Raw genomic sequence first — 23,311 nt, forward strand, 5'->3', positions numbered from 1 at the left:
TTATTAGTGTTTTGAGCATTATTTTGTGACTTGGAATTCCATTTTTTGGACTAATATTCCATCTGATGTTACCTCTGTTGTTTTTTTAACAACGTAAAAGCAAAGGCTGATCTGGTTACTGAAAGCTTGTTGAGAGAATTTTTCTGCTTTTTTTCTGGCCGCTTCAGCTAATTTATTGTAATAACTTTGATTAGAGGAGAGCTTTACTATTGCCCAAACGACCTCATGAATATTGGCAACATCAATTTGTAAACCCTCTATTTCGTTTTCTACAACTTCAGTAATTCCGCCAATAGGAGGAACGATTGAGGGCAAGCCATAGACCATGCCTTCAAGAATTGTCATTCCAAAGGTTTCTACCCACTGTTGAGGCCTTGATAAGTTGACAATTAGGTCTGCATTTAAATAAAAGTTGCTGGTATCTTTCTGAACAGGGTATATCAGGCAATTTGGAGGAACATCTATTGCTAATTTAAAAGCATTAGTTTCTTCCACAGATGCATTTAAAACTAACCTGAACTCTAAGAAATAAAGTTTCTCAGCAATCTTAACAAATTCATATATGCCTTTGTATGCTTTTGCAGAGCAAAGCATAAGTATTGTAAATTTACGTTCGGGGCGTTCCTTAGTTCTTAATGCCGCGTTTTTCAGAAATGTGTCGGGTAAAGCATTGTAAATTACGGTTGTTTTTTCCTCTGCAAAATCAAATTGAGTTTTTACATAATTGGAAACAAACAACAATTCATCAGCGGAGAATTTGGCTGCCTTAACTAATAGTGTTTTAAATAGGGCAGGAGTAATGCTTACCTCATGCACATGGTAAACCACCTTTGTACGTGCAAATACACCAGCAAGTGCTGCCCCAAAGGGGAGTAACGTATTGATATATACCGTGTCTTCTCTTCTTAAAAATAACAACAGGCGGCTAAAAAGACTAAGTTGTGCCCATATATAAAAAGTCAGCGTAATGAACTTATTGCGATGCCACTTGTAGAAAATGGAATGTGTAGTGATGCCTTCTATGTTACTCAATATGCCATTTCCAGATGGTGTGGCAGTGTATAAGTGAACTTCGAAATTTTGCTTTAAAACTTCAAGTGCTTGTCTGAGTACCATTGGACTACCACTAAAGTCATTGAGCATATGAACTGCGATAATTCTTTTTTTAGGTGTATTCATTGCTGTAAGTTTTAAGATTAACGGTTTTTATATTTAATACTTTGGAATAAACATCTTTTAGCATTTCACCGCGTATATTCCAGTTAAGCAGACTTTCGTAACGTCTGTTTACGAGTTCTCTTTCTGATGCCATAAACGTAGGATCAACCATTAGTGAGGCTAAGTGACCTGCAAGTCTTTGTACCGTATCGCTATAATCCCCATAAGGAACAATCAACTTTGATAACGGCGGTACTAATTCGCCCGGGCCGCAGTTTTGTAAGCAAACTACTGGTAACCCATAACTCATTGCTTCGGGAATAACCATTCCTGCGCCTTCATGCGAAGGGAACAAGAATACTGATGCCGACGCATAAATTTCTTTTAAATTTTCTCGTGGTAACCACTCTACAAATGTCACCACTTGTCCGATTTTTTCAGCAATGACCAGATCTTGTAGCATTTTTTTTAGAGGTCCTGTACCAATTAAGGTAAGTTTTGCTTTTTTGCGATCAGAAAGAGTTAAATGCTTATAGAACTCAGCGAAACTCCTGATCGTTAAATCAAAGCCTTTAAGCGGTACAAATCTTCCCACAGAAATTACGTGGAATGATCTGTTATTTTTTTCAAAGAGAGACGCTTGTTCTTGTTCGGCTGCAACGGATGGGTGAATGATGAAATTTTCTTTTAACCGGAGGTGTTTGACAGCTTCGGAATTCATACAGATAATCATATCTGCTTTTGTCTTACACAGATAAAGAAAGGGGTCAAAGTACCAGAATATGTTTTTTAAAATCCATAAAGCTCTGTCTTTATAGTAAGCTGCCTTGCCATAAACAGGCAATAGATAGACTTTTGGTGTTTTAGGATGATGGCCTACATGTCCCCATACCATTGGCTTTCCCAGTATCCAGAGAAAGGAGGGAGTCCAGTCATTATGGAAATTTAAGTTGTGAACGATATCTGCATCATATTTTTTCCATTTTAACCACAAAGCAACAGTAAGCTGCCATCCATAGTAATAAAGCATGCTTAAAACAGGCCCTTTTTTCCAGCGGATGGTCCATTCCGGCCAGTCAAAAAATAGAAATGATAATCTTGAAAATATTATATTAAGCTCTTTATGTTCTGTTATATACTGCTCAATCGCTCCACGGTTATTTTTGCGTGTTACAACGATCACTTCCTGATAGCGTCCTGCCTGCATGATCATATTCCATCCCATAGCATCTTCCGAACCTTTATAAGGATTTACGGCATAAGCAGTGATAAGTATCTTTTTCATAAGTGTAAAACTTTATGATAACCGGGAATTTCATTTTCAACGAGTTGGTCTCTTTTTTTGAGCAGACGTGCAGGTACTCCGGCTATGACAGAGTTTTCAGGAAATGATTTTGTTACTACGGCACCTGCCGCAATGATACTTCCTTGTCCTATATTTACCCCATCGAGTACGGTCACCTTGCTGCCTATCCAGCAGTTCTCCCCGATATAAATACCCTTTCTGGTTACTCCCTGATTGCGTATAGGAATTGTCAGTTCATCATAAAGATGATTTTCAGGATGGCAACTAAAATATTGTCCAACAATACAATCATCCCCAATATGTAAACCACCTGCACCACCTAAATAGGCAAATTCACCGATACCAACGTTATTTCCAATTTCGATATGTTTTCCAATATGATTGAACGAAGTAGCCAGGATCAATCTGCTAAATGCACCGATACCTACATTGTTTCCAAGTGTAATCCCCTTTTCTCCAACAGCACTCAGTACAACATGATCACCAAGTTTAACATACTTTCCCCAATGTATGCGGGAAAGAACAAAAAACTGTACCTCATGCCCTAACATCATCTTTTTGGGATTTCTTAAGTAGAAACACATACGAAGTCCTCTGGTAAGCGCTGCAAACTGTTTTAAAGCAAAATGAAGTACAATCCCGAGTGTTAAATTGTGATCGAAACGAAAAGAGGGATTTCTGAATCTGATCAATTTTTCAATTATAGCTTTCATCGTGTTTGAGTTTGATGTAGGTAAATATTTCTGAAAGGGTATTGCTCAGCTGTAAATTTTCCAATGGTATGTAAAGCGAGCTGGCAGAATTTCTTTTTAGCCTGCTAAATAACTTCAGGTAGCTTTTTGTGAGCCGGCGAATTGTTGGCCCATCGAGTTCTTGTTTTCTCTCCAGAATTAGTTTTTCATCTGCATACAGAAAAAAATTAAGTTTTGGCTGGATCAGGAATTTATACCACCATCCGGTAAAAGAGGAGGATAGAACTATATTACTTCTTTTTGCGTCATTGATGAAATCGAAATAGTAACGGTCATACAATACAATATATCCTTGAGAAACATAGCGTAATTGTATATACCACTGACCAATTAAATAATCTATATAGTAATAGCTAAACCGTAAAATGGAAGACCACTTTTTATAATTTTTACCTAATCTGGGTAAGGTATTGGATGCTCTGTGCTCTGCTTGCACTTTGCCGTATTTCCAGGAACTTATAATGGGAAGCAATCCTGGTCTGTGGCGAATGATAATGACTTTCCGTCTCAGTTTTTTATCGATCAACCGATGCATATTTGCAATTACAGTACTCTTTCCAGCACCATCAACTCCACTAAAAGTGATGATAAAGCCATTATTTGAAAAGGAACTTTTCAGCGTGTCCATATAATAATTAAATAGATGCAGACATTTTTTCCAACCCTTGTTTTGCGAACCTCTTTGAAATTCTTTACTGTAATTTTTTACTGGAAATGAAAAATTGATATCGAAAAATGGCTGGTAACGTTCAGGAATTTCTGTGTGGTTCAGCAGATAGAATAATCTGATATACTCGGCATCTTCTTCCGGGCTGGGAATTTTCAGGCCTCCACGATGTGTTTTTGTATTATCAAGTAAAGCTGTGGCACTTAAAAAAACGAATGCTTTCCTTTTGAAAGTGTGAATCAGATCAACATGGATCAAACTTCCATCCAGACATACAATTTCCAGCTGAGCCATGAAACTCTTTTTCACAATGATTATTTTAGAAATCAGTGGGTGACTTTTTAATTCATTAATGAGTTCATTCGCTCCATTTCTGGTTATACAGATATCAATGTCCGAATCTTCAGGCAATGTTTCAATTTCCTCGTACATCCATTTTAAAACGGCATATTTTTTTGTGCTTAGCAATTGCCCCAGATCTTTCAGCATTATTTTTCTGGCAGAGGAAATTCTGTGTTTTTGTAATTGCAGACTTAGCGCCTGGTCCCAGGTTCTTAATAACCAGTTCACTTGTGTATGCCATTTCGGTTGTTGCGCATACACATTAAGATAATAAGCGACTGTATATAAAAGATATAAAGTTTCTGCTGTATCGGAATTAATTTGATGTTCCTGTAAAAAAGCATTCCATAAAGGATTGATAAACAAAAGATCCAGTTCTTTTCTTATAGAAGCATATCCATTATTTCCAATTAATATATTAGACTGATATACAAAATGAAATAAGTCAAATAAGACCGGCATGTTGCTGCAGCTAAGTTCAAGGTCGATGATATGAAGTTTTTTGTCTTTGATCATGACGTTCCATGGGGTGAAATCACCATGAGAATGGCTATTAACGAATTGCAACGGGATGGATATGTTCTTTATCAAAATCTCTATTTTACCCAGGATTTGATTTGGAATTCTATGGTCATTAAGCGTACTTAATTTTGAAATCATTTCGTTGAGTTTAACCTGTAATGCAGATCCCTGATACCGCTGTACTGTTAAATCTGTTTGCAGCCAGTTTTTTACCGGATGGAATGGTAATTCGTTGAATCTGTTGGTCCGATAGGTTCCACAACCTATATCTGTAATTTTTAAAATGCTGTTGGTGATCATTGCTGATTGTGGTAAAACAATATCACTTTGGTAAAGATTTCCGAGATATTTTAGTTGCTTTGCTTCTGTGCGTATATTATCTGAAGCCAAAGGACCGATTGGGATCTTAAAAAAAGAGCCGGTTTTTGATCCCTGCATCAAATGCCATAAAATAGCTTTTCTACCAGGGCCAATAGTACCTGAAAACCAGGCCCACCTGTTGTTAGAGGCATGCTGTGGAGTGGTGTACAGGCTGAAACTACCCCGTGTTAAATAAGACAGCATTCCTGTCTTTGCCAGAACTATGGCAACGGTCACAAAGAGTATAGTCCTGAAATTGTTATGGTGATAGAATTTTATGAAATCAGCATGTCTGCTCGTTGCCGGCCAAATCCACCGGATGCTGCCATCTGTGTTGCAGATGTAATAACAAGACACTTGTCTTGAAGTCAGTAGGTTAGCGTTTAAATTTACGGATACCCCTAACTGTCTTAATGATTGGATGAAAACTTCTATATCAGGATGCATAGCTTTAATTTTCTAAGCTAAATCCCACAATGGTGCCAGTCTTTCTTTTTCTTTTTAACTTGTTGTTTTATAGTGTTTTATCTATTTATATTATTGCTTTATACTCCAGAATAAGGAAGGGGATTCCAAATTATGGAATTGGGAGATTTATCCGATTATGAAAAGAAATCTGGTCGTCTTCTCTTTAAGTAAAGGCGTTCACTTATGGTGAACCTATCAAATTTTTTCAGACTGATAGAAAAAATCAGCATTTGATAAAATAGAATACCATAATTCGTTTCTCCGAAAATTCCAAACTCTGTAAAGGAATTAATAATGACCGGAATGAGGATACCCAGAAGCATTAATTTCTTCTCTTCCGGTTCTTTTAAAAAGCCGCGTATGGTAAAAGATAGCTGTATGATTGCGAGTGTAAACCCTACAAAACCAAGATTCATAAGTACCTGCATAAAGGTATTGTGAGTCATATGGCCTGCATAAGTGTGGACACTTTCGAAATGATCTTTATAATCAATTCGCATAAAACCGAAGCCAAACCATGGTTCTCTGGGTAAACCTTCGTTAATGAGTGCTTTCCAAAATGGCATCCTGCCGGTCATAGAAAGCAAGTCATCAATTCCCCCCTTTCGTAAAATTAATTTTTCAACAGCTACCGGGATTACCGCAAGTATAGCAGCATAGATGGCATATTTTAATATTTTAGATTCTGACCGGCGTAAATGAAAGTAAACAATGATGAGTAATCCTACCAAAGAAGATCTGGACTTGGTCATAATCAATGCATAGGCAAGAATGGCTATTTTAAGAATAGTCCACCAGCGCTGATGGTTTCGGTAAAGATCAAAAATGAGACAGGATATTCCAAGGCCGCAAAGCATACCCAGCTCGTTTGGATTCATAATGTAACCCCCAAGTCTTTGATCTTCTCCACCTTCAACCAAACGCATGAAATCTCCGGGATTAAGCCACATACCAACTACAAAAATGAGCATTAACAGGAAAACAGTATTACCCATCAGGTTATAAAACCTAATCGTATTATCTGGGAAGTAGACATCCAGAAGCATCAGAGATTTCATGAAGTAGAAGGCGAAAATGAGGCTTTCCAGATCCATTAGCCATTGGAGTGAACTATAAAAAACATCTGTGCTCCATAAAAACGAGATGAACCCAAGGCCAAGGTAACCGAAATACAGAAAAGGAGACCATTGATTTTTCCATTCAAAAGCCCCGATTGCACCCTTCTTCACAATCATTTGATGGAGTAGAAAGGCGGCGGTGGTCATCCCTATTCTGCTGAAAACTTTGATTACCCTGGTAATTCCAATGTTTTCGCTCCAGGTGAAAAAACCTGCAACCATTAAAAACAGGATAGCTAATAACAACCATTCTGTTTTTTTCAGGAAGCGTGTATGATTGTCTGTATCTTTAAAGGCTTTCATGCCTCGTATAATTTATGAAACCTGCCTAAGATAAGTTTCCAGTCAAAAGCCTCTTTTATCATACGTCTGGCATTTGCTCTGATGGCCTGAGTTCCGATTTCTGTTTGCATGGCATAATATAGCCGTTTCAGCCCATAGTGTATTTCGTTGGGATCGGTATGTTCTATGACGATTCCGGCAATATAACGATTGATATAATCGCCAGTATTTGTGGCTCTGGTGACCAGACATGGAATGCCCATGGCAGCAGCCTCAAGAACGACAGTTGGCAGACCTTCATTTCTGCTGGGTACTGCCAGCACATTTATATGGAGTAAGAGTATGTTTTTTTCTTCTCCATAACGTGATCCAAAAAACACAATTGAATTTTGTATGTTCATAGCGGTGGCAACTTTAATCAGTTTTTCTTTGTCCTGATCTTTTCCATCACCTATGATCCATAGTTTTGCCCCGGTCTGCTCTTGTCTGAAAAGTGCAAACCCCTGTAAAAGCTCTATCAAACCTTTGGTATAAAGATCAAGTCTTCCACAATAGCCTACAATAAATTCTCCTGTATTTTTCCATTGAACCAGCTCTTTCAAACTTTCTAGTCCATAAGGAATGAGTACAGATTTATCATTAGGAAAAACAGATTGTAATCCATCAATTTCAGACTGTCCAAGGGAGTGAATTGAGTTTGCAGCACTGAGCATTTTTCGCTCAAAAAAATGGAAATAAAGTTGTTTAAGGAACTTGTTTTTTAACATCGCAATCTTATTGTAACTGCCATGAGGCGTAATAATGAAGGGGATCTTATTCTTTTTCATCCACATCGAAGCGCTGTACATTTGAGGAATAAAGCCTCCGTGCAAGTGGAATATGGTTCCCTTTTGTTTCGCACTGATCTCTTTTTTTAATACATCACTAAGCCAGAATATATTTCTTTCTGATTGAAACAGTCTGGTGGTAAAAGACCTTACTGGATAATCATGAACAGGATGATTTGTAATTCCCCAGACTTCAACATTTTCTCCTGATTCACATTGTCTGGTAGCCATTTCATGGACAACTTTATTTACTCCGTTCATCCTTTCAGGATTTGCTTTACCTAATATTAAATGTATGATTTCCATAATATTGCATATTTACGCTGAAGAGTGATCGACCAATAGCAAATCATGATCAGCTGGGTGATAAAAATTCCTGCAAGTACCCCATGTAATGCCCATGTTTTAATTAGCCATGGTGCGAGCATTAAACCTGTGGTTACTGATAAAATATAACCTATAAAATAATCTCTGTTGAGTTCTAAAGAGCGGATGGCTATTCTTATCGGATAACCAATAGTAATTAACAGATATACCAGGCTTAATCCGTAGATGACAAAGGTGTATTGTTCATAGGCGTGACCACCTATAATTCTGAAAATATCTTTTGCAAATAAGCTTAACAGACAAAGTATGGGAACGATCATTAATAATGATTTCTGCATAAGTCTCCACCAATAAACAGACATGTCACCTTTAATTGCCGCAACTTTGGGTAAAACATAATTTTCTATAGCCTGCAAAAGCAGATTCAATAATCCAAAAATGTACTGCGCAAGTCTCAAAGCTCCCAGAGCAGAAGCTCCAAGCCACCATCCGGCTGCTATAACAAAGAAATATCCTGAGCCCCATTGTAGCAGAGAAGAACCGATGAGCCATCCTCCTTTTACAATTTGGAGCTTCCAGGAAAACCTGATAACTTCAAAAGTGATCTTTCCGGGTTTCAACAAAATAATGCCTGTAATGACCGAAGGAAGAAAACTTAATCCGATAATACTCCAGGCCATACGCTGTCCTAACAAATTGAAATACCATGCTATAAGCAAAGCAATGAGCTGAATAGCATTGGTTAAGGTGTCGATTAAAAAGGCATGCCTGCCCTGAACTTTGGTGATGAAAACACGGCGAATGAAATCCTGCAACACATACAGAACAGTTGATATCGCTGCCATCATCAGCGTAATGTTGGTGAAATAGATAGATTTGAAGCCTGAAATTTGCCATATAAACCAGGCTCCAAATGCACCAGATAATATAGCTATTGCGGCAATAAATTGGAGCCCTAACATACCTGGAGTTAGCTTTTGTTGCTCAGCGACAGGTAACGAAGGGTAGGTTACCTGGTAGACCTGTGAACTAAATGCCATGCTTAAGGATAAAATGAACAGCTGAATCATGACTATGATCGAAAATTTACCATATTCCGGTAAACCCATCGCTTTTGCAAGCAAGAGATTCGTTAGAAATGCAGAACCACTTACCACTATCTGGTCTGCCAGTACCCAGTATTTTTCGCCTATAGTTTTATATAAATTCATGATGCTCTTTTTTTCAGGATAAGCATTGTCATTTCCTTCAGCTGGCTAAATAAACTTGGGGTATAACCAGCTCTATTTAAGACAAACTGAATGTCAGGGATATTTAGGTCTTCATGAATTAAATCTGCGGCTATGATACTTTCTTTTTTAGTTCTGCGGCTATCTAATACAAATAAGTTCAGATCTGCTGTGGCCATCAATAACAAACCTGTAGGATTTTCTTTTAGCGGAAAGTTTCTGATTAAAATAATATCATATGTTGTTTTGGCTTTTTCCAGGTATTCTTTCCAGGAAGCAGGTCTGCTCATTTCCACAATTGCCTCCTTCTCTGCATCAATGAAAAGAAAATTATGATTTAAAACCTTTAATTCATGACTTATTGCTGCTGTAATAAAGGACTTTCCTTCGTGATGTGTAAATGAAGAAATAACCATTACCGTTCCTTTTTTGAGCATATCTTTCAGTTCCATTTGCAGTACCCAATTTTTGAAAAAATGCTCCCTTTCGATAGGGCTTTTTAGATAGGGTATGGCTGCGATAACAGGTAAATCTGATAAACGGTTAATCGTATTCTCATTATTTACTCTTGATTTTAAAGCATGAACAATATATACAAGTGCAATTCCTCCCACTACGCCCAGGATAAAGGAAAGGATCATAATAATAGTGACGTTAGGGGATACGGGTTTATCTGAAACTTCTCCTGCTGAAATTATCCTGTGAAAAGAAATAGTTGCTGCCTTTGCTATCTCAGCTTCTGTTCTTTTTCCTTGTAGAAATCTGTATACCTGATCATTGAGTCCAAAATTTCTTTCTAAAACAGTCATGTTTTTCTCTCTTCCCGGAAGGCCGGAAAAAACTTTTTCAGATTCCTGGATGCTTTGATCGAGGTCCCTGTATTTAATGCTGAGATTACTTTGCGTGTTTTTAATACTTTCCAGCATATAATCGCTGATATCTTTAAGCTTTTCATCAATCACCTTTACTTTCTCATGCTCAGGCGTAAACCTCAAAAGCAGATCACTTCTTTCTTGTTGCAATTCTTTTGCTTTTTTTACCAGTTCTGTGCTTAGCAGATCCGTGAATGCCTCGAAATTGGGTGCTAGCTGAAGAAATTTTTCTTTTCCATTCTTCATATACTGATCCAGGCTGTCTACCGCATTTAAGTTCATTTTTACACTGGCCAGTTGTTTTTTCAGGTCAGCAATTTTTCTGAGATCTGTTTCTGTTTCCTGAGGGATATTAATGATGGCATGCTGATCCCGGTATTGCTGTATCGCATTTTCACTGGAAGACAATTTTTTACTATAAGTATGAAGTTGTTTGTTCAGAAAATCTTCTGTTGTATCTGCCGATTTATATTTTTGTTCTATGTAGTCGGCAATATAGGCTGCGGAAAGTGTATTGACCACATCAGCAGATTTTTGTGCTACAGGACATTTGTAACTGATTCTTAATACAGGAATGTCTTTATCCACTGCCATTACATCTAATCCGGCAATAAGATCATCAGCCAGCTTTTCATCTGAGTGTACAATAAACGCGTAATTATCATTTACCTGTAAGCCTGGTCTGCTTTTTAATAGATAATCATTTCTGGAAATCATAATGTCTGCCATCTTGTTCGTTATAAGGTGGTTAAGAATTCCGTCAATGGTTTCTCCCGTAGGAGTTACCAGGGTAAATAAAGAATCAGCATGAATATGTAAACTAAAGTTATCGTCGAGCCATTTTTTGTTTCTTATAACTGTGCTGACGATAAAAGGGGAGCGGTTATATAGTTCTGTTTTATGAAGTTCACCCACCCGGTAAATCGATGTTTTTAGCGGTAATTTTTCGATTACTTTTATGGCCAGTACTTTAGATTTTAGCAACTCGACTTCTGCCCCGATTTTATTGCTGGTTGCAAAGACATCAAAGTCTTTAAAAAGATTACTGTTATTTACCCCCTCATGGATATCAGCTAATTTTATTTTGGCTGTACTTTCATATTCAGGGGTCGTATATTTTAAGTATTTTTTTGCGACAAAAACTGCCGAAAATACGGTTAGTAAAATGATAGGCAATCCCCGGTATAAAGGACGTAGTGCATCCAGGCTATTTTTTGAGTTATTCATGATCTTTATTTTAAAATCCCCCAAATCAAGACTATTGAGCTAATTGCTGAGGCGAGAGGGACAATCGTAGAGCCAACTCTTTTGTCCCAATGTTTACCTTTTCTGCTTGGAACATAAATTACATCGCCCGGATGCAATTGTATATTTGAGGCGAGGTAATTATCCATCTTTGTAAGATCCGAAATATGTGTTACAGGTTTATTGTTGACTATCCTGATGATCTGAATTTCCTTTTTATTTGCATAAAAGTCGAAATCTCCTGCGCGGCTAATGATATCGATTAACGTATTGTTGCTTTTTTCCAGTAAGTATTTACCTGGGGTTTTAAGCTCTCCCAATATGGAAACTTCTTTATTCAAAACCTTTATTTCAATTATAGGATTGACAATCCACTTTTTAAATTCTTTAGTTAGTTTTTCTTTTGCCTGCGGAATTGTTAAGCCTAGTAAATTCACTTCGCCTAATTTTGGAACGGTTACGGTACCTTCTGCGTTTAACATCAGCCATTTTCCGTACACTTCGTTAGAATTGTAAATCCCATAAATTGATCCAACACTAAGGTCATCATGATCCCATATACTAATATTTATCTTGTCATCTTTCTCAAGTCTATATTCATAATTAGGATTGAAGGCAAAAATACTATCTGTTACTTGTGATTTTTTTTTGGTTACAGACATTAAATTCTGAGTTGTGCAGGATGATAACAATAGCATTGCTAATACTATAATTACACAAGGGACTGACGTTTTCATAAATTTTACAATTAGTTAGAATAATGAAAATATTTTACGAATAAGACCAGGAGCTTTCTGTTTCATAGCTTCTTGTATTTCTTTAATCTTGCTCAGGACTTTAATGATCTGTGTTAATTCATCAGGACCCTTTACGATATAATCAAAGGCACCAAATTTCAGGGCATTTACAGCGGTTGCTATATTTGCCTGCCCGGATAAGAAAACGACAAAAATGTCGGGGTTAAACCGTTTTATTTTTTTGAGTACCTCGATGCCACTTAAGTTGTTTAATCCATAATCCAGAAAGATGACATCTGGGTTTTCAGTTAAACGATTAAGACACGTTGTTTCACTTTCAAAAATCGTAATGTCTTGATAATTTTCGTTTTCCAGATATATCTTATAGAGGTTCAGACAAAAGATATCGTCGTCTATCAGGAATATTTTGAATTTTTGACTTGCTTCCATGATGTTTAGGTTTTGCTGAGCTGTATTCTAAACCTATGCCAAAGCTAAAGAACGCGCTCATTTTGATTCAGGAGCTGTTTTTGATAATTGAAATTCCAAATCATGGATGTTGAATTCCAAATTCCGGAAAACATAATCTCTGAATGAACCAGGGAGACCTAAAGAGGAGGAGGAGAAAGAGGATTAATCATTTTATTAAAATTTAAGAGGTTATTCTTAAATATAATAAAATTATTTTAAAAATTGAGGTATTTTTATTTCGTTTATTTTAAATGGCGGCGCTATTGGGTAAAAACTATGTCGTTTTAACACCGAAGATATAGCCTACAGCAGCAGTCATTAGCATGGCTGCTGTTCCCCAGAAACAAATCCGGATAACAGCTTTATCTATAGCTGACCCACCAGCTTTAGCCGCTACAATTGCAGAAATGGCTAAAAATACGATCGAGAAACTATATTGACAAATGACCATCAGGTGAAGTGGTGCGAAAATGGATACCAACATCGGAAGCATGCCGCCTGTGATAAATGAGCCTGCCGAAGCTAAAGCAGCTTGCATTGGTTTTGCCTGGGTAATCTCATTGATGCCCAGTTCATCCTTCGCATGTGCACCTAAAGCGTCATGTGCAGTGAGCTGTTTAGCAACCTGTAACGCCAGGTTTTCTTCCAGTCCTCTTTGCTGGTAAAGTTTGGCTAGCTCCTTCAGTTCAATTTCGGGTATCTTTTCCAATTCTCCTTTTTCTCTTTCCAGATCGGCAACTTCAATGTCCGATTGTGAACTCACAGAAACGTATTCTCCGGCAGCCATAGATAAGGCTCCGGCAACCAGTCCTGCTAAGGCAGCCAATACAATTGGTTCTCTTGTGGTACTTGCTGCTGCAATACCAATGGCCAGACTGGTTGTAGAAAGAATACCGTCATTTGCGCCTAAAACGGCGGCTCTTAACCAACCGCTTCTATTGGTGTAATGTTCTTCAAGTTCCATATTATGCTTTTCCTCCGTTAATCATGTCAGATACTATACCCTTGCTTTGTTTTCGTTCTGCCAGTAGTACACCAACGATATGTACCAAGATAAAGATCAATATTAAATACATACAAAAACCATGAAATCCTTTAATGCTGTGACTTGTAGTTTTACTGATACTTAATTCCTGATCGAATGCCATAGATAAACCTGTTAAGACCATGATGGCAAGTAATAAATAGAAAATGAGGTACAAGCATTTAACCGTAAACTCGTGTAAGGCTGCATGAGATTCTTTACTATGTTTGCGGTAAGCCTGATAAGCACTTTTTAAGTTACCGAAAAAACCTTGCCTTCCAGACAGAGAAAATACAGAGAGCAGCCTGAACAAGAATAATGCAGCAAGTACATAACCAAAGTAAATATGGATATTCCAAATCTGATCTTCCATTCCATTAGCTATATTTTTAGCTTGTTGAGCAGTTATTGAGGTACCGGATTGCTGTAGTATAAAGTTGGTATTACTTTTTACATCAAACAAAGTTGAATTTAACAGCACTGTGAGTAGTGATCCGGTAATGACCAGTAGATTTAGCCAATGCCATAGTCTAATAGATCTGCTATGCTTTTTCAATTTAGCAGGATGATCAATGTCGTTCCTCAATGGTTCAATGATAGCCATGTTGATTGCGTTTTAATGCATCTGGATTTCATGTTCCAGATGCAATGCGTTTTTATTTTACTTTTAAATTTAAAGTAATAATATCGGAAACCAGTCCTGTAGATCTGCTATAATGTCCGTATCTAAGTTCCAGCATATTGAGATGCTGCCAGCCAAATACACCATGTGGTGGTGCAAGCCGGATTCCAGCCCCATAAAAATCACTGTTCAGGGTCGACAGATCATAGTCACTGGTAAAATAGGTAGCAGAAGGATCATGTTGGCCATAGGGTGCAAAATATCGGGTTCCTGTTTGTTGATTATAGCGGTAAAATGGACTTAAGGAGATAAATGAAGTGAGTTTCACTGGAACTTCTATTTCTGCGGTATGTGCCCTGATGCCCCAGTTATCCATAAAGTAACGGTAATAAGTCCGTATAATTACCTGGTCAGTGGCAAAGTAATTTAACCTTGCGGCAATAGGTAATTTATATCTTTTATCGGGTAGCGTTTCTGCTCTTAAAGAACCATCTGTAAAATAATCACGTTGGTACTTGGTGGCTAGCAAGCCCTTTTGATAAGCAGGCTCAATAATGAGCAGTGCCTGAAGTTTTGGATTGATAACCTGTGAAATAGAAAAAGAGGTGCTGAATGAATTTCTTGGGCTAGAGCCTTCACTTCTCGATTCACGACCGTTGCCGCCACTTGTTGCAGGCCGCAGTTCAATAGGTAAAATGACTTTCCATGTATCTAAAAATGCCTGTAGTTTAAAATCAAACTGGGTATTTTTATCTTTCGACAAGCGTGTCAGGTTAAATCCTGCACCTAGTGACTGGTAATCATATTCCTTGGAGAAAGAACCTGTAAAACCAAAAGCATTTCCGGTTTTTTCATTGCTTTGTGTCCAGTTTAAAGATGGATAAATACGGGTATCAGCCATGGATGCTGAAGAGATCGTACTTGGATCAATTTTATCAGAAGAAGCAGAAGTATAATGATCTACGCCCAGTTCAAACAAAAAGGTATTTTTCTTGCCTGCTTTATTGAATTTAGACATTTGTAAATCGATCGTATTAGCGAAATCTGTCAGTTTTTCAGTTCCAATACCACCTGTAACGGCTGAATTATTACCGTTTTGGTGGTAGTATGCCGAGACCAGGTTGATTTCGTCTAATTTAAGTTTCCTGCTTTGATAATTACTGCTGTCGGCAGCAGCGGGTTTATTCTTAATTTGTCCATGGGCACCTAAAACACCGAGGAACAACAGCAGTACATGCAGATAAATCTTTCTCATGATTTTTATTTAGTTACAACCACAACCACCACCGCTTTTGCCACCATTGGCACCAGAACCACCTTCACGGTATAACTGGAAACTCTGTTCAAATTTCTGCGCCGTTCGAGAGGATAAAGCCATTTCGGAGTCATTGAGCTTGTTTTTCTGATACGGTTTTACTGTTGCGCATGCGCTCAGCAGGCTAAGTGCAAAGATGGCAGAGCCGAGTAGTACTGCTATTGGAATGGACTTTTTCATATCATTGTTTTACATTAATATTTTTCGAAGTATACAGCTGATCCTGGTCATCTATAATGATACAGGCCACATGTTTTAACTGATTAATCAAATCAAGGCCTATTTGCACACCCATTACGATTACAGGTGTAGCGAGTGCATCGGCTAGTTCAGCGCTTGGACAAATGATACTTACACTTTTAATTCCACTAACCGGCAAACCGGTCTTAGGATCAATCGTATGGGAGTACCTGCGGCCGTTTATAGTGGCATACTTTTCATAATCGCCAGATGTTGCAATAGCCATATTGCTAATGTTTAGCGCAGAAAAAGGGCGACTGCTTTGATCGGGATCGGCGATGCCTATTGTCCAGGGCTTGCCTGCTGATTGATTACCCCAGGTAATCAGATCACCTGCTGCATTTACTATTCCGTGTTCGATTCCTATACGCTGCAATACCTGTTTGGCCCTGTCGGCTGCATAACCCTTTCCTATGCCACCAAATCCGATCCGCATGCCTTGTTGTTTGAGCATGACCGTAGAATTTTCAGGATCTATAATTACATTCTGGTAGTTGATCAGGCTGACCGATTGACGTGCTGTTTCAAAATCTGGCAGTGAGGTCATATTGATATCAAAGTTCCAAAGGCTTTTATCGATGGAGCCATAGCTAATGTCGAAGGCACCCTGGGTAATGTCTGATATTTTTACTGCACGCTGAATGAGCTCAATCACTTCTGGATCAACTTTAACGGGCATTATACCTGCATATTGATTGATAAGGCTGGTTTGGCTGGTCTCTTTGAATGTACTTAGTAATTCTTCGATCCTGCTAACCTCTGCTATAGCTGCATCAATTGCTTTTTCGCCGGCAGTTTCATGATCCGCAATTACCGTAAACTCAAAGCGGTTACCCATGAGTTTTAATACCCGATTGTAAGTTGCGTTCTCCATTTTATTATTTATTTACCAGATTCAATGCTTGTGATTTCCTGAACAAATTTTTCAGGAGTTTCATTGGGGTAGCCGTCCCATGATTTTAAAACTTCCCCATTTTCATCTACGAGCAGGGTGTAAGGGAATTTACCATCAGGGTTATATTTTTCTGCCAATGCTTCATTGAGTTTAATCTGTTCAGCAGACAGCTGGTTTTTCTTTTGGCGTGGGAAATCTGCACGTAACAATACTAAATGAGCTTTAGCATAAGTTTCAAAAACCTCTGATTCGAGGATTTCTTTTCTTAAACGGATGCAGGGGCCACACCAATCTGACCCTGAGAAATTTATAAGAATTTGTTGATGAGTGCTTTTAGCCCGCTGCTGTGCCTGGGTAAAATTGCTCATCCAGCTTAATGAACCAGGAAGAATTGATAATAGTGTGATTAGTAATAGTTTCATCTGTCTGTCCTTAATATTTCATCTAATATCAAGGCCAATTCTGAAGACATTGTGAAGTTGTCTGTTAAAAAATGTTAAAGCATTGTCATCTGATTTTATTATCGGAGCTTTTAAAATTGATGATGAATTGGTGATATTCCTTCTCATAACTGTAACTCAGTACATAATTTTGTTTTAAACAGACTTGTTTCAGGATGGCGAGACCCAGACCTGTACCATCTGAAGCATTGTCTTTATAGAATCTTTCAAAAATCTTTTGAGGATGAAGTGCGGTATGTGAGCTGGTGTTTGAAAAGATAAGGTTGTCATTCGTTATGGTAATCAAAATTGAGCCACCATCGTTATTGTGTCTTATGGCATTGCTGAAAAGATTATTGATTAATATCTCTATTAAAGAACGGTTTGCAAAAACAGAGAATGGGCTGATATTTGTTTTAACTTGCAGCTCTCTTTTTTGAATAAGTTCCTGGAAATAGCTGATCTTCTCATTAACTAATGCTTTAAGATCGATTTCTTCTTTATCCTGAAGTTGATTATTGTCGATTTTAACCAGCAGCAGGAGTGATTGATTCAACTTCGTTAATTTTGAGGTAGCTTTATACAGATCGTCCAGAATTTCACTCTCTTCTTTATCAAGTGTATTGGATTGTAGCATAGTATCAAGTTTGGAGTTGATGACTGCAAGGGGTGTCATCATTTCATGGGATGCGTTTTCAGTAAACAGCTTAATTTCTTTGTAATCTGATTTTACTTTTAGCGATACTTCAAGAACGGTATTATTCAGTTCTCTGAATTCTTCAATATTGGTTTGAACCGGCTCAAATACTTTCTCCTGATTAATGTTGAATGCTTTGATATTGATTAACAATTGGCGGAATGGCTGCCACATTCTTTTAATCAGAATTCTGTTGACCAGCCATAAAATCAATAACAAAACAATTACTGGTAATAAAATAATAAGAATAATACTTTTAATCTGTTCTTGCCACTCAAATTTAGAAGCCATGATGATCACTTCGTAGGGCTGTCCGTTTAATATTAATTCTGTTTTCAGATACCTTGCTGATTCGTCGTGTTTCTTCTTAGGATTGTAGAATGTTGTATCTGCAAAAAATCTATTTTTATCCGATAGTCCGTGTATTTTCTTGTAGTCAACAATAACGTCATCAAAACCATCCGGGGAAGGGAGAATGTTTTTAACATGTGCAAAGTCCTGTACTTCAAGAACCTCTTCGTAAAGATGATCATCAATCTGTTTATTGATATATTGTCCGAGCGTTTTATAAAAGAGAAACCCTATAATAATCAGGCCTGTAAACGTGATGATAGCTAAGATCCTGTTATAGCTGCTGAATAATTTCATGAATCGGTAAATTTATAACCTACTCCATAAACCGAATGAAAATAGTCTTTGCAGCCTGAATCTGTTAGTTTTTTTCTCACATTTTTAATATGGGTATAAATGAAATCGAAACTATCGGCCATATCAGCATCATCGCCCCAAATGTGAACTACTGCTGCGGCTTTGGAGATTACTTTATTTTTGTTGACTACAAAATACAATAGGAGTTCAAATTCTTTTCTGGTCAGGTATACAGGTTTTCCGTTTACTTTCGTTTCTTTAGCAGTAGTATCAATTTCTATTTCATTGAAATGAAATATACTATTTCCATTGAAATGCCGGCGTCTTACTATGGATTGTACCCTGGCGTAAAGCTCAGACAAATGGAAGGGTTTGATCAGGTAATCATCAGCACCCAGACTTAATCCTTCAATTTTCTGATCTAAAGAATTGCGTGCAGAAATAATCAGTACACCGTCTGCTTTATTTATTTTTTTTAGATATTTTAATAGTTGAAGGCCTTCTCCATCAGGCAAAGTTAAATCCAGTAAAATGCAATCATAATCATAAATGGATAGCTTTTGGTAACCTTGTTCATAGGTCGAGGCATGATCACAAATGTTTCCCTCAACTGTCAGATATTGATTAATACTGTTTCTCAGGCTTTCTTCATCCTCAACTATTAGAAATTTCATTATTAAATATAATGTTAAAATCTGAAGACTTTTTGAAGTTGGCATGAATCAATAAATCTGGATTAATTAAATAGTAAATGCACTTCTCGAGGAACTTGTCTAAAATTGATTTAGATCAAAGCTGAATTGTCTGTAGATAGAAGAGAAGGCCTGAAGTCATTGTATCTTTAAAATAAATAGCATCAAGTTCCTGAGAAAATTATGTTTGAACTACCTTATTTAGAGAGTTGTGCCGAAATCTTCGAAAAGAGATTTAAGAATAGGGTTTTGCAAAAGATCGATCTTCGGTATGAAAAATGCTTAAATGTTTCTAAAGCAGAGCTAATTGAAAATCTGATGGAACATGAATTGAAAAAAGTATGGCGCGAAGGTTTATCCCTGATGTTTCAATTCAAGAATCATGCTGAGTTAGAAATGAGCTTATCGCCTGCTGCGGAGTTTCGGATAATAGAACAAAACCAGGAAGCTGGTTCTGGATTATTAAGCCTTTATTTTAGTGGGGGTGCAATTCTTTCTGTTAAAGATACCCGGAAGTTAAGCACTTTTCGTTTGAATCCTATTCATACAGCTGTTCCAGACGTATTAAGTAAGGCGATGACTATTAATTACTTAATTGATCTGTTTTCTAATAGTGAAGAACAAGTTAAACATATATTGATGGATCAAAACCTGATTAGGGGAATGGGGGAGGCATACGCAGATGAAATTCTTTGGTATGCAGGAATTTCTCCTTTTTCAATAGCAAGTAAAATTCCTACGGATAAGGTCAAAGGACTTTTTAAAACTACTAAATATGTTTTGCTGGATGCCATCAAACAAACAAGGAAAATAAACACATTAGAATTTAATCAGACACATGCTGATTTATTGATGATTCATCATACAGGCAAAAAGAAGAGCCCAACTGGTGGAGTTATTAAAATGAATGTTATATCGGGCACAAAGGCATATTATACCGATGAACAGCGACTATATGTGTAATGACTTATCTTACACACTCAGTATATGGCAACAATTTGAAAGACATTTTGGTCTTGATACCTGCTATATATTGTCCAGTAGACTTGGCGTGAGCTAAGCCTGCAGCTCTAACAATAGCCCAATTCAGTGTACTTTTTGAATGGCTGTTTCGGCGATTACTTTGTCTTTGTAAGAATCACTGTAATACAGACGTAACTGACAGAAATTGTGTTTCAAATTAAAGATCATTGAATCATATTTTATGTATTTGTTGTTTGATTTCTTTTGAATTCACTTGGCTTCATTCCATACTTTGATTTAAAGACTGTAGAAAAATAACTTGGGGAAGAAAAGCCAACCATATAAGTGATTTCTGCTATACTATATCTTTCATTGGTCAATAAGTATCTTGCCTTTTTCAACCTTCTATTCAGTATATAATCATTTACACTGCAATCTAGTAAAGCTTTTATTTTTCTATATAGCTGAACTCTCGAAACACCTAAAGTCTTACTAATCTGCTCAACGCTGAAGTTTTCATTGCTTAGGTTTTGTTCCACAAGACCAGAAAAATCATTGATAAATTTCTTATCCAGACTTTTGGAAATTGGCTGTTTAGCAATTGAACTGATATCGCTTGTATAGTGAGACTTTAACAACAATCGGTTTTTTAGCAGGTTTCTGACATTAGCCAGGAGATAATTATAATTAAATGGCTTTATAATATAGGTGTCTGCCATGCTTTCAATACCATTTATCTGCTGTTCCAGGCTATCCTGGGCCGTTAACAGAATTATAGGGATATGTGAGGTACGGACATCGGATTTAAGTTTTTCTGAAATTTGTCTTCCTGAAAGATCGGGAAGAACAACATCACAGATAATCAGATCTGGTACTTGCTCATATGCCGAAGTAATACCGCTTTCTCCTGTGTTAGCGATAAATATCTCATATTCATCGTCAAATTTATCTCCCAGATAATATAGCAGGTCGGAATTGTCCTCAATAATCAATATAGATTGTTCTTTCAACGGTCTGAGCGCGTCACTGTTTTTTTGTTCTTTACGCTCCTCTAAATCTGTTGTATAAATTCTTGCATTTTCGTGAAGTTCCTCTTTGAGTAACGGTTGAACGGATTTTTCTTTTGCGCTGAAATGATCTTCACCCATTAATAATTTGATAGTAAAGATTGTACCATACCATTTTTTACTTTCTACCATTAAATCTCCGTGGTGAAGTTTCATTAGTTCTTTGGATAAGGAGAGGCCTAATCCGGAGCCTCTTGCAGAATTCGACTCGGCCTGATAAAAATGTTCAAATATATGATTCACCTCTTCGGGCTCCATTCCGGTTCCATTATCTTTAACTTCTATGGCTATAAAACGATCCTGACGCTTGATCGTTAAATGTATTGTTCCATTTGCAGTGGTAAATTTAAGGGCGTTGGATAATAGATTAAAGATGACCTTGTCTAACATATTTGCATCAAACCATACAACGATGTCTTTTTCCGTTGAAATAAGCCTGAGATCTATATTTCTTTTTTTTGCGCTGTGCTGAAAACTTTCCAGAATTTCATTGATAAAGTCAACCAGATTGTTTGCCGATGCCTTTATGCTCATTTTATCAAGTTCTATTTTTCGATATTCGATCAGCTGATTAATGAGTCTGAGCAGTCTGAATACATTTTTATGAATCAGTTTCAGATTTTGTCCTGCCAGTGCATTTATTTTTTCATTTTTAATCAGATCTTCCAGAGGCGAAAGTATCAATGTTAATGGAGTACGGAATTCATGCGAAATATTCGTAAAGAAATTGAGTTTGGCTTCAGTAGCTGTTTTTGCTTTTTCTGACATCTCTATCAGTTGGTTACGCTGATTTAAAATTTCCAGGTTATTGGCTTCCAGTTTTTTGTTGATCTTCCTGTTTTCCTGAAGAGAGAAGAAAGCTAAACCACCAAATACGAAAGAAAGTACCAGCGCAATCACTATGATGTTTAAAATAAACTGCTGGTTATCAAAAAGTGACCGTTGCTCTTCTAATAATGTCTGTTGGCGTTCAATATCCTGCTGTTGGCTGCTGAATTTATTCCACTGCATTTTCATCAGTTGAACATTTGATGAATCAATAACCAATGAAGGCAGTATGTTTTCTTTATCAAAAGATGTTTTGTTCAGTATTTTGAAAGCGGTTGAAATAGCCTCTTTACCTCCGGTAGGATATAACATGCTTGCATTAATTACTTTACTTTCAATCATCTGAAGTCCGCCACCTGCTCCGGGCAATGCATCTATACCAATAATTTTAATTTTCTTTGTTAAGCGAAGTTGATGAAGTACCTCTTTTGCTCCTGAGGCCATTTGGTCATTATGAGCAAAAATAAGAGCTGTATGTGTAAGTGCTTCTTTAAATTTTAAGAGTTGCCTTTCTGAGTTGGGCTTTAGCCAGTCTCCATAAATTTGTGCAGAGATTTTTATCCCTTTGAATCTTTCCAGTCCATTTGAAAATCCTTTTTGCCGCTCAATTGCAGGAGAAGATCCGGGAAGCCCCATAATTTCAATAATATTTCCCTTTCCGGCAAGTAAAGAACCCACATATTGACCAGCCATCTTACCGATCTGATAATTATCCGCACCAACATAGGCGGTATAGGAGGATGAAGATATTTTACGGTCAATGATAATCACCGGAATACCTTTATTATAGGTCTGTTCTACAATAGGTGTAAGAGGGTTGGCTTCATTCGGAGAGATAATGAGGATGTCGATTCCTTTGTCAAGCATTTCTTTAACCTGTGAAATTTGCCTTTCACTGCTATTGTTCGCATCCCTGTAAATTAATTTAGCATCGGGATGAAGTGAAAGCTCCATTTTCATTTCTTCCAGCATGGTTCTTCGCCATAGATCAGAGCCTACACATTGAGAAAATGCGATGACATATTGAGCATCTTTCTTTTTCTGTTTTCCACAAGATAAAAGGAGGGTACTGAGTAATACTAAAATAAATATTCTGGTAAGCAAGAGATGTTTTTGAACCATAGTTATCAGTTGATATGAACTGGATTTACCTGAGCAAAATTTATTTGGTTAGATCCTGCTTTTAACAATTTCTAT

At 37.2% G+C, this 23,311-nt stretch carries 20 protein-coding genes; 1 reads left to right on the forward strand and 19 read right to left on the reverse strand.

Annotation, left to right across the window (positions count from 1 at the left end):
* Positions 1-18: 18 nt before the first annotated feature.
* The 18 genes from HDE70_RS17020 to HDE70_RS17105 form a co-directional block, all read right to left on the reverse strand.
* Complete coding sequence (locus HDE70_RS17020; RefSeq protein WP_183891334.1) at positions 19-1,179, reverse strand: glycosyltransferase family 4 protein; 1,161 nt, start codon at positions 1,177-1,179, stop codon at positions 19-21.
* Positions 1,166-2,443, reverse strand: a complete 1,278-nt coding sequence (locus HDE70_RS17025) for a glycosyltransferase family 4 protein (protein WP_183891335.1) — start codon at positions 2,441-2,443, stop codon at positions 1,166-1,168. The genes HDE70_RS17020 and HDE70_RS17025 overlap by 14 nt, the downstream gene beginning before the upstream one ends.
* Positions 2,440-3,177: an acyltransferase gene (locus HDE70_RS17030; RefSeq protein ID WP_183891336.1), complete on the reverse strand. Its 738-nt coding sequence runs from the start codon at positions 3,175-3,177 to the stop codon at positions 2,440-2,442. The genes HDE70_RS17025 and HDE70_RS17030 overlap by 4 nt, the downstream gene beginning before the upstream one ends.
* Complete coding sequence (locus HDE70_RS17035; protein ID WP_183891337.1) at positions 3,161-5,554, reverse strand: hypothetical protein; 2,394 nt, start codon at positions 5,552-5,554, stop codon at positions 3,161-3,163. The genes HDE70_RS17030 and HDE70_RS17035 overlap by 17 nt, the downstream gene beginning before the upstream one ends.
* A 155-nt stretch (positions 5,555-5,709) precedes the next feature.
* Positions 5,710-6,996, reverse strand: coding sequence for an O-antigen ligase family protein (locus HDE70_RS17040; RefSeq protein WP_183891338.1), 1,287 nt, complete (start codon positions 6,994-6,996; stop codon positions 5,710-5,712).
* Complete coding sequence (locus HDE70_RS17045; RefSeq protein WP_183891339.1) at positions 6,993-8,108, reverse strand: glycosyltransferase family 4 protein; 1,116 nt, start codon at positions 8,106-8,108, stop codon at positions 6,993-6,995. Before HDE70_RS17045 ends, HDE70_RS17040 begins: the two co-directional genes overlap by 4 nt.
* Positions 8,090-9,340, reverse strand: a complete 1,251-nt coding sequence (locus tag HDE70_RS17050) for a lipopolysaccharide biosynthesis protein (protein WP_183891340.1) — start codon at positions 9,338-9,340, stop codon at positions 8,090-8,092. The genes HDE70_RS17045 and HDE70_RS17050 overlap by 19 nt, the downstream gene beginning before the upstream one ends.
* On the reverse strand, positions 9,337-11,457 hold the full coding sequence (locus HDE70_RS17055; protein WP_183891341.1) for an exopolysaccharide transport family protein: 2,121 nt from the start codon (positions 11,455-11,457) through the stop codon (positions 9,337-9,339). The genes HDE70_RS17050 and HDE70_RS17055 overlap by 4 nt, the downstream gene beginning before the upstream one ends.
* A 5-nt stretch (positions 11,458-11,462) precedes the next feature.
* Entirely contained in the window at positions 11,463-12,212 is a 750-nt protein-coding gene (locus tag HDE70_RS17060) for a polysaccharide biosynthesis/export family protein (RefSeq protein WP_183891342.1), read from the reverse strand.
* 15 nt (positions 12,213-12,227) lie between these two features.
* On the reverse strand, positions 12,228-12,662 hold the full coding sequence (locus tag HDE70_RS17065; protein WP_183891343.1) for a response regulator: 435 nt from the start codon (positions 12,660-12,662) through the stop codon (positions 12,228-12,230).
* Positions 12,663-12,957: 295 nt separating this feature from the next.
* Positions 12,958-13,647: a VIT family protein gene (locus tag HDE70_RS17070; protein WP_183891344.1), complete on the reverse strand. Its 690-nt coding sequence runs from the start codon at positions 13,645-13,647 to the stop codon at positions 12,958-12,960.
* Between the two features lies 1 nt (position 13,648).
* Positions 13,649-14,311 (reverse strand): cytochrome b/b6 domain-containing protein, encoded by a 663-nt coding sequence (locus HDE70_RS17075; RefSeq protein WP_183891345.1) that lies wholly within the window; start codon positions 14,309-14,311, stop codon positions 13,649-13,651.
* A 52-nt stretch (positions 14,312-14,363) separates the two neighbouring features.
* Positions 14,364-15,584 carry a DUF3570 domain-containing protein gene (locus HDE70_RS17080; protein ID WP_183891346.1) on the reverse strand — a complete coding sequence of 407 codons (1,221 nt, stop codon included), beginning with the start codon at positions 15,582-15,584 and terminating at the stop codon, positions 14,364-14,366.
* 9 nt (positions 15,585-15,593) lie between these two features.
* Complete coding sequence (locus HDE70_RS17085) at positions 15,594-15,824, reverse strand: DUF4266 domain-containing protein (protein ID WP_183891347.1); 231 nt, start codon at positions 15,822-15,824, stop codon at positions 15,594-15,596.
* Position 15,825: 1 nt separating this feature from the next.
* A complete protein-coding gene (locus tag HDE70_RS17090) occupies positions 15,826-16,758 on the reverse strand; it encodes an FAD:protein FMN transferase (RefSeq protein WP_260161058.1) in 933 nt (310 codons plus the stop codon).
* A gap of 8 nt (positions 16,759-16,766) precedes the next feature.
* Positions 16,767-17,201, reverse strand: coding sequence for a thioredoxin family protein (locus tag HDE70_RS17095; RefSeq protein WP_183891348.1), 435 nt, complete (start codon positions 17,199-17,201; stop codon positions 16,767-16,769).
* Positions 17,202-17,286: 85 nt separating this feature from the next.
* Positions 17,287-18,564, reverse strand: a complete 1,278-nt coding sequence (locus HDE70_RS17100) for a sensor histidine kinase (RefSeq protein ID WP_221302094.1) — start codon at positions 18,562-18,564, stop codon at positions 17,287-17,289.
* On the reverse strand, positions 18,561-19,238 hold the full coding sequence (locus HDE70_RS17105) for a response regulator transcription factor (RefSeq protein ID WP_111636085.1): 678 nt from the start codon (positions 19,236-19,238) through the stop codon (positions 18,561-18,563). The genes HDE70_RS17100 and HDE70_RS17105 overlap by 4 nt, the downstream gene beginning before the upstream one ends.
* Before the next feature lie 201 nt (positions 19,239-19,439).
* On the opposite strand from HDE70_RS17105, the gene HDE70_RS17110 reads away from it, so the two are divergent.
* A complete protein-coding gene (locus tag HDE70_RS17110; RefSeq protein WP_183891349.1) occupies positions 19,440-20,219 on the forward strand; it encodes a DNA-formamidopyrimidine glycosylase family protein in 780 nt (259 codons plus the stop codon).
* A 239-nt stretch (positions 20,220-20,458) separates the two neighbouring features.
* Here HDE70_RS17110 and HDE70_RS17115 read toward each other — a convergent pair whose 3' ends face one another.
* On the reverse strand, positions 20,459-23,236 hold the full coding sequence (locus HDE70_RS17115; protein ID WP_183891350.1) for a substrate-binding domain-containing protein: 2,778 nt from the start codon (positions 23,234-23,236) through the stop codon (positions 20,459-20,461).
* Between the last annotated feature and the right edge of the window lie 75 nt (positions 23,237-23,311).

Source organism: Pedobacter cryoconitis (assembly GCF_014200595.1).
Lineage (GTDB): Bacteria > Bacteroidota > Bacteroidia > Sphingobacteriales > Sphingobacteriaceae > Pedobacter > Pedobacter cryoconitis_C.

Excerpts from the sequence above, each read along its gene's own strand:
- HDE70_RS17020 (WP_183891334.1), bottom strand. The coding sequence starts at position 1,179 with ATGAATACACCTAAAAAAAGAATTATCGCAGTTCATATGCTCAATGAC.
- HDE70_RS17025 (WP_183891335.1), bottom strand. The coding sequence starts at position 2,443 with ATGAAAAAGATACTTATCACTGCTTATGCCGTAAATCCTTATAAAGGT.
- HDE70_RS17030 (WP_183891336.1), bottom strand. The coding sequence starts at position 3,177 with ATGAAAGCTATAATTGAAAAATTGATCAGATTCAGAAATCCCTCTTTT.
- HDE70_RS17035 (WP_183891337.1), bottom strand. The coding sequence starts at position 5,554 with ATGCATCCTGATATAGAAGTTTTCATCCAATCATTAAGACAGTTAGGG.
- HDE70_RS17040 (WP_183891338.1), bottom strand. The coding sequence starts at position 6,996 with ATGAAAGCCTTTAAAGATACAGACAATCATACACGCTTCCTGAAAAAA.
- HDE70_RS17045 (WP_183891339.1), bottom strand. The coding sequence starts at position 8,108 with ATGGAAATCATACATTTAATATTAGGTAAAGCAAATCCTGAAAGGATG.
- HDE70_RS17050 (WP_183891340.1), bottom strand. The coding sequence starts at position 9,340 with ATGAATTTATATAAAACTATAGGCGAAAAATACTGGGTACTGGCAGAC.
- HDE70_RS17055 (WP_183891341.1), bottom strand. The coding sequence starts at position 11,457 with ATGAATAACTCAAAAAATAGCCTGGATGCACTACGTCCTTTATACCGG.
- HDE70_RS17060 (WP_183891342.1), bottom strand. The coding sequence starts at position 12,212 with ATGAAAACGTCAGTCCCTTGTGTAATTATAGTATTAGCAATGCTATTG.
- HDE70_RS17065 (WP_183891343.1), bottom strand. The coding sequence starts at position 12,662 with ATGGAAGCAAGTCAAAAATTCAAAATATTCCTGATAGACGACGATATC.
- HDE70_RS17070 (WP_183891344.1), bottom strand. The coding sequence starts at position 13,647 with ATGGAACTTGAAGAACATTACACCAATAGAAGCGGTTGGTTAAGAGCC.
- HDE70_RS17075 (WP_183891345.1), bottom strand. The coding sequence starts at position 14,311 with ATGGCTATCATTGAACCATTGAGGAACGACATTGATCATCCTGCTAAA.
- HDE70_RS17080 (WP_183891346.1), bottom strand. The coding sequence starts at position 15,584 with ATGAGAAAGATTTATCTGCATGTACTGCTGTTGTTCCTCGGTGTTTTA.
- HDE70_RS17085 (WP_183891347.1), bottom strand. The coding sequence starts at position 15,824 with ATGAAAAAGTCCATTCCAATAGCAGTACTACTCGGCTCTGCCATCTTT.
- HDE70_RS17090 (WP_260161058.1), bottom strand. The coding sequence starts at position 16,758 with ATGGAGAACGCAACTTACAATCGGGTATTAAAACTCATGGGTAACCGC.
- HDE70_RS17095 (WP_183891348.1), bottom strand. The coding sequence starts at position 17,201 with ATGAAACTATTACTAATCACACTATTATCAATTCTTCCTGGTTCATTA.
- HDE70_RS17100 (WP_221302094.1), bottom strand. The coding sequence starts at position 18,564 with ATGAAATTATTCAGCAGCTATAACAGGATCTTAGCTATCATCACGTTT.
- HDE70_RS17105 (WP_111636085.1), bottom strand. The coding sequence starts at position 19,238 with ATGAAATTTCTAATAGTTGAGGATGAAGAAAGCCTGAGAAACAGTATT.
- HDE70_RS17110 (WP_183891349.1), top strand. The coding sequence starts at position 19,440 with ATGTTTGAACTACCTTATTTAGAGAGTTGTGCCGAAATCTTCGAAAAG.
- HDE70_RS17115 (WP_183891350.1), bottom strand. The coding sequence starts at position 23,236 with ATGGTTCAAAAACATCTCTTGCTTACCAGAATATTTATTTTAGTATTA.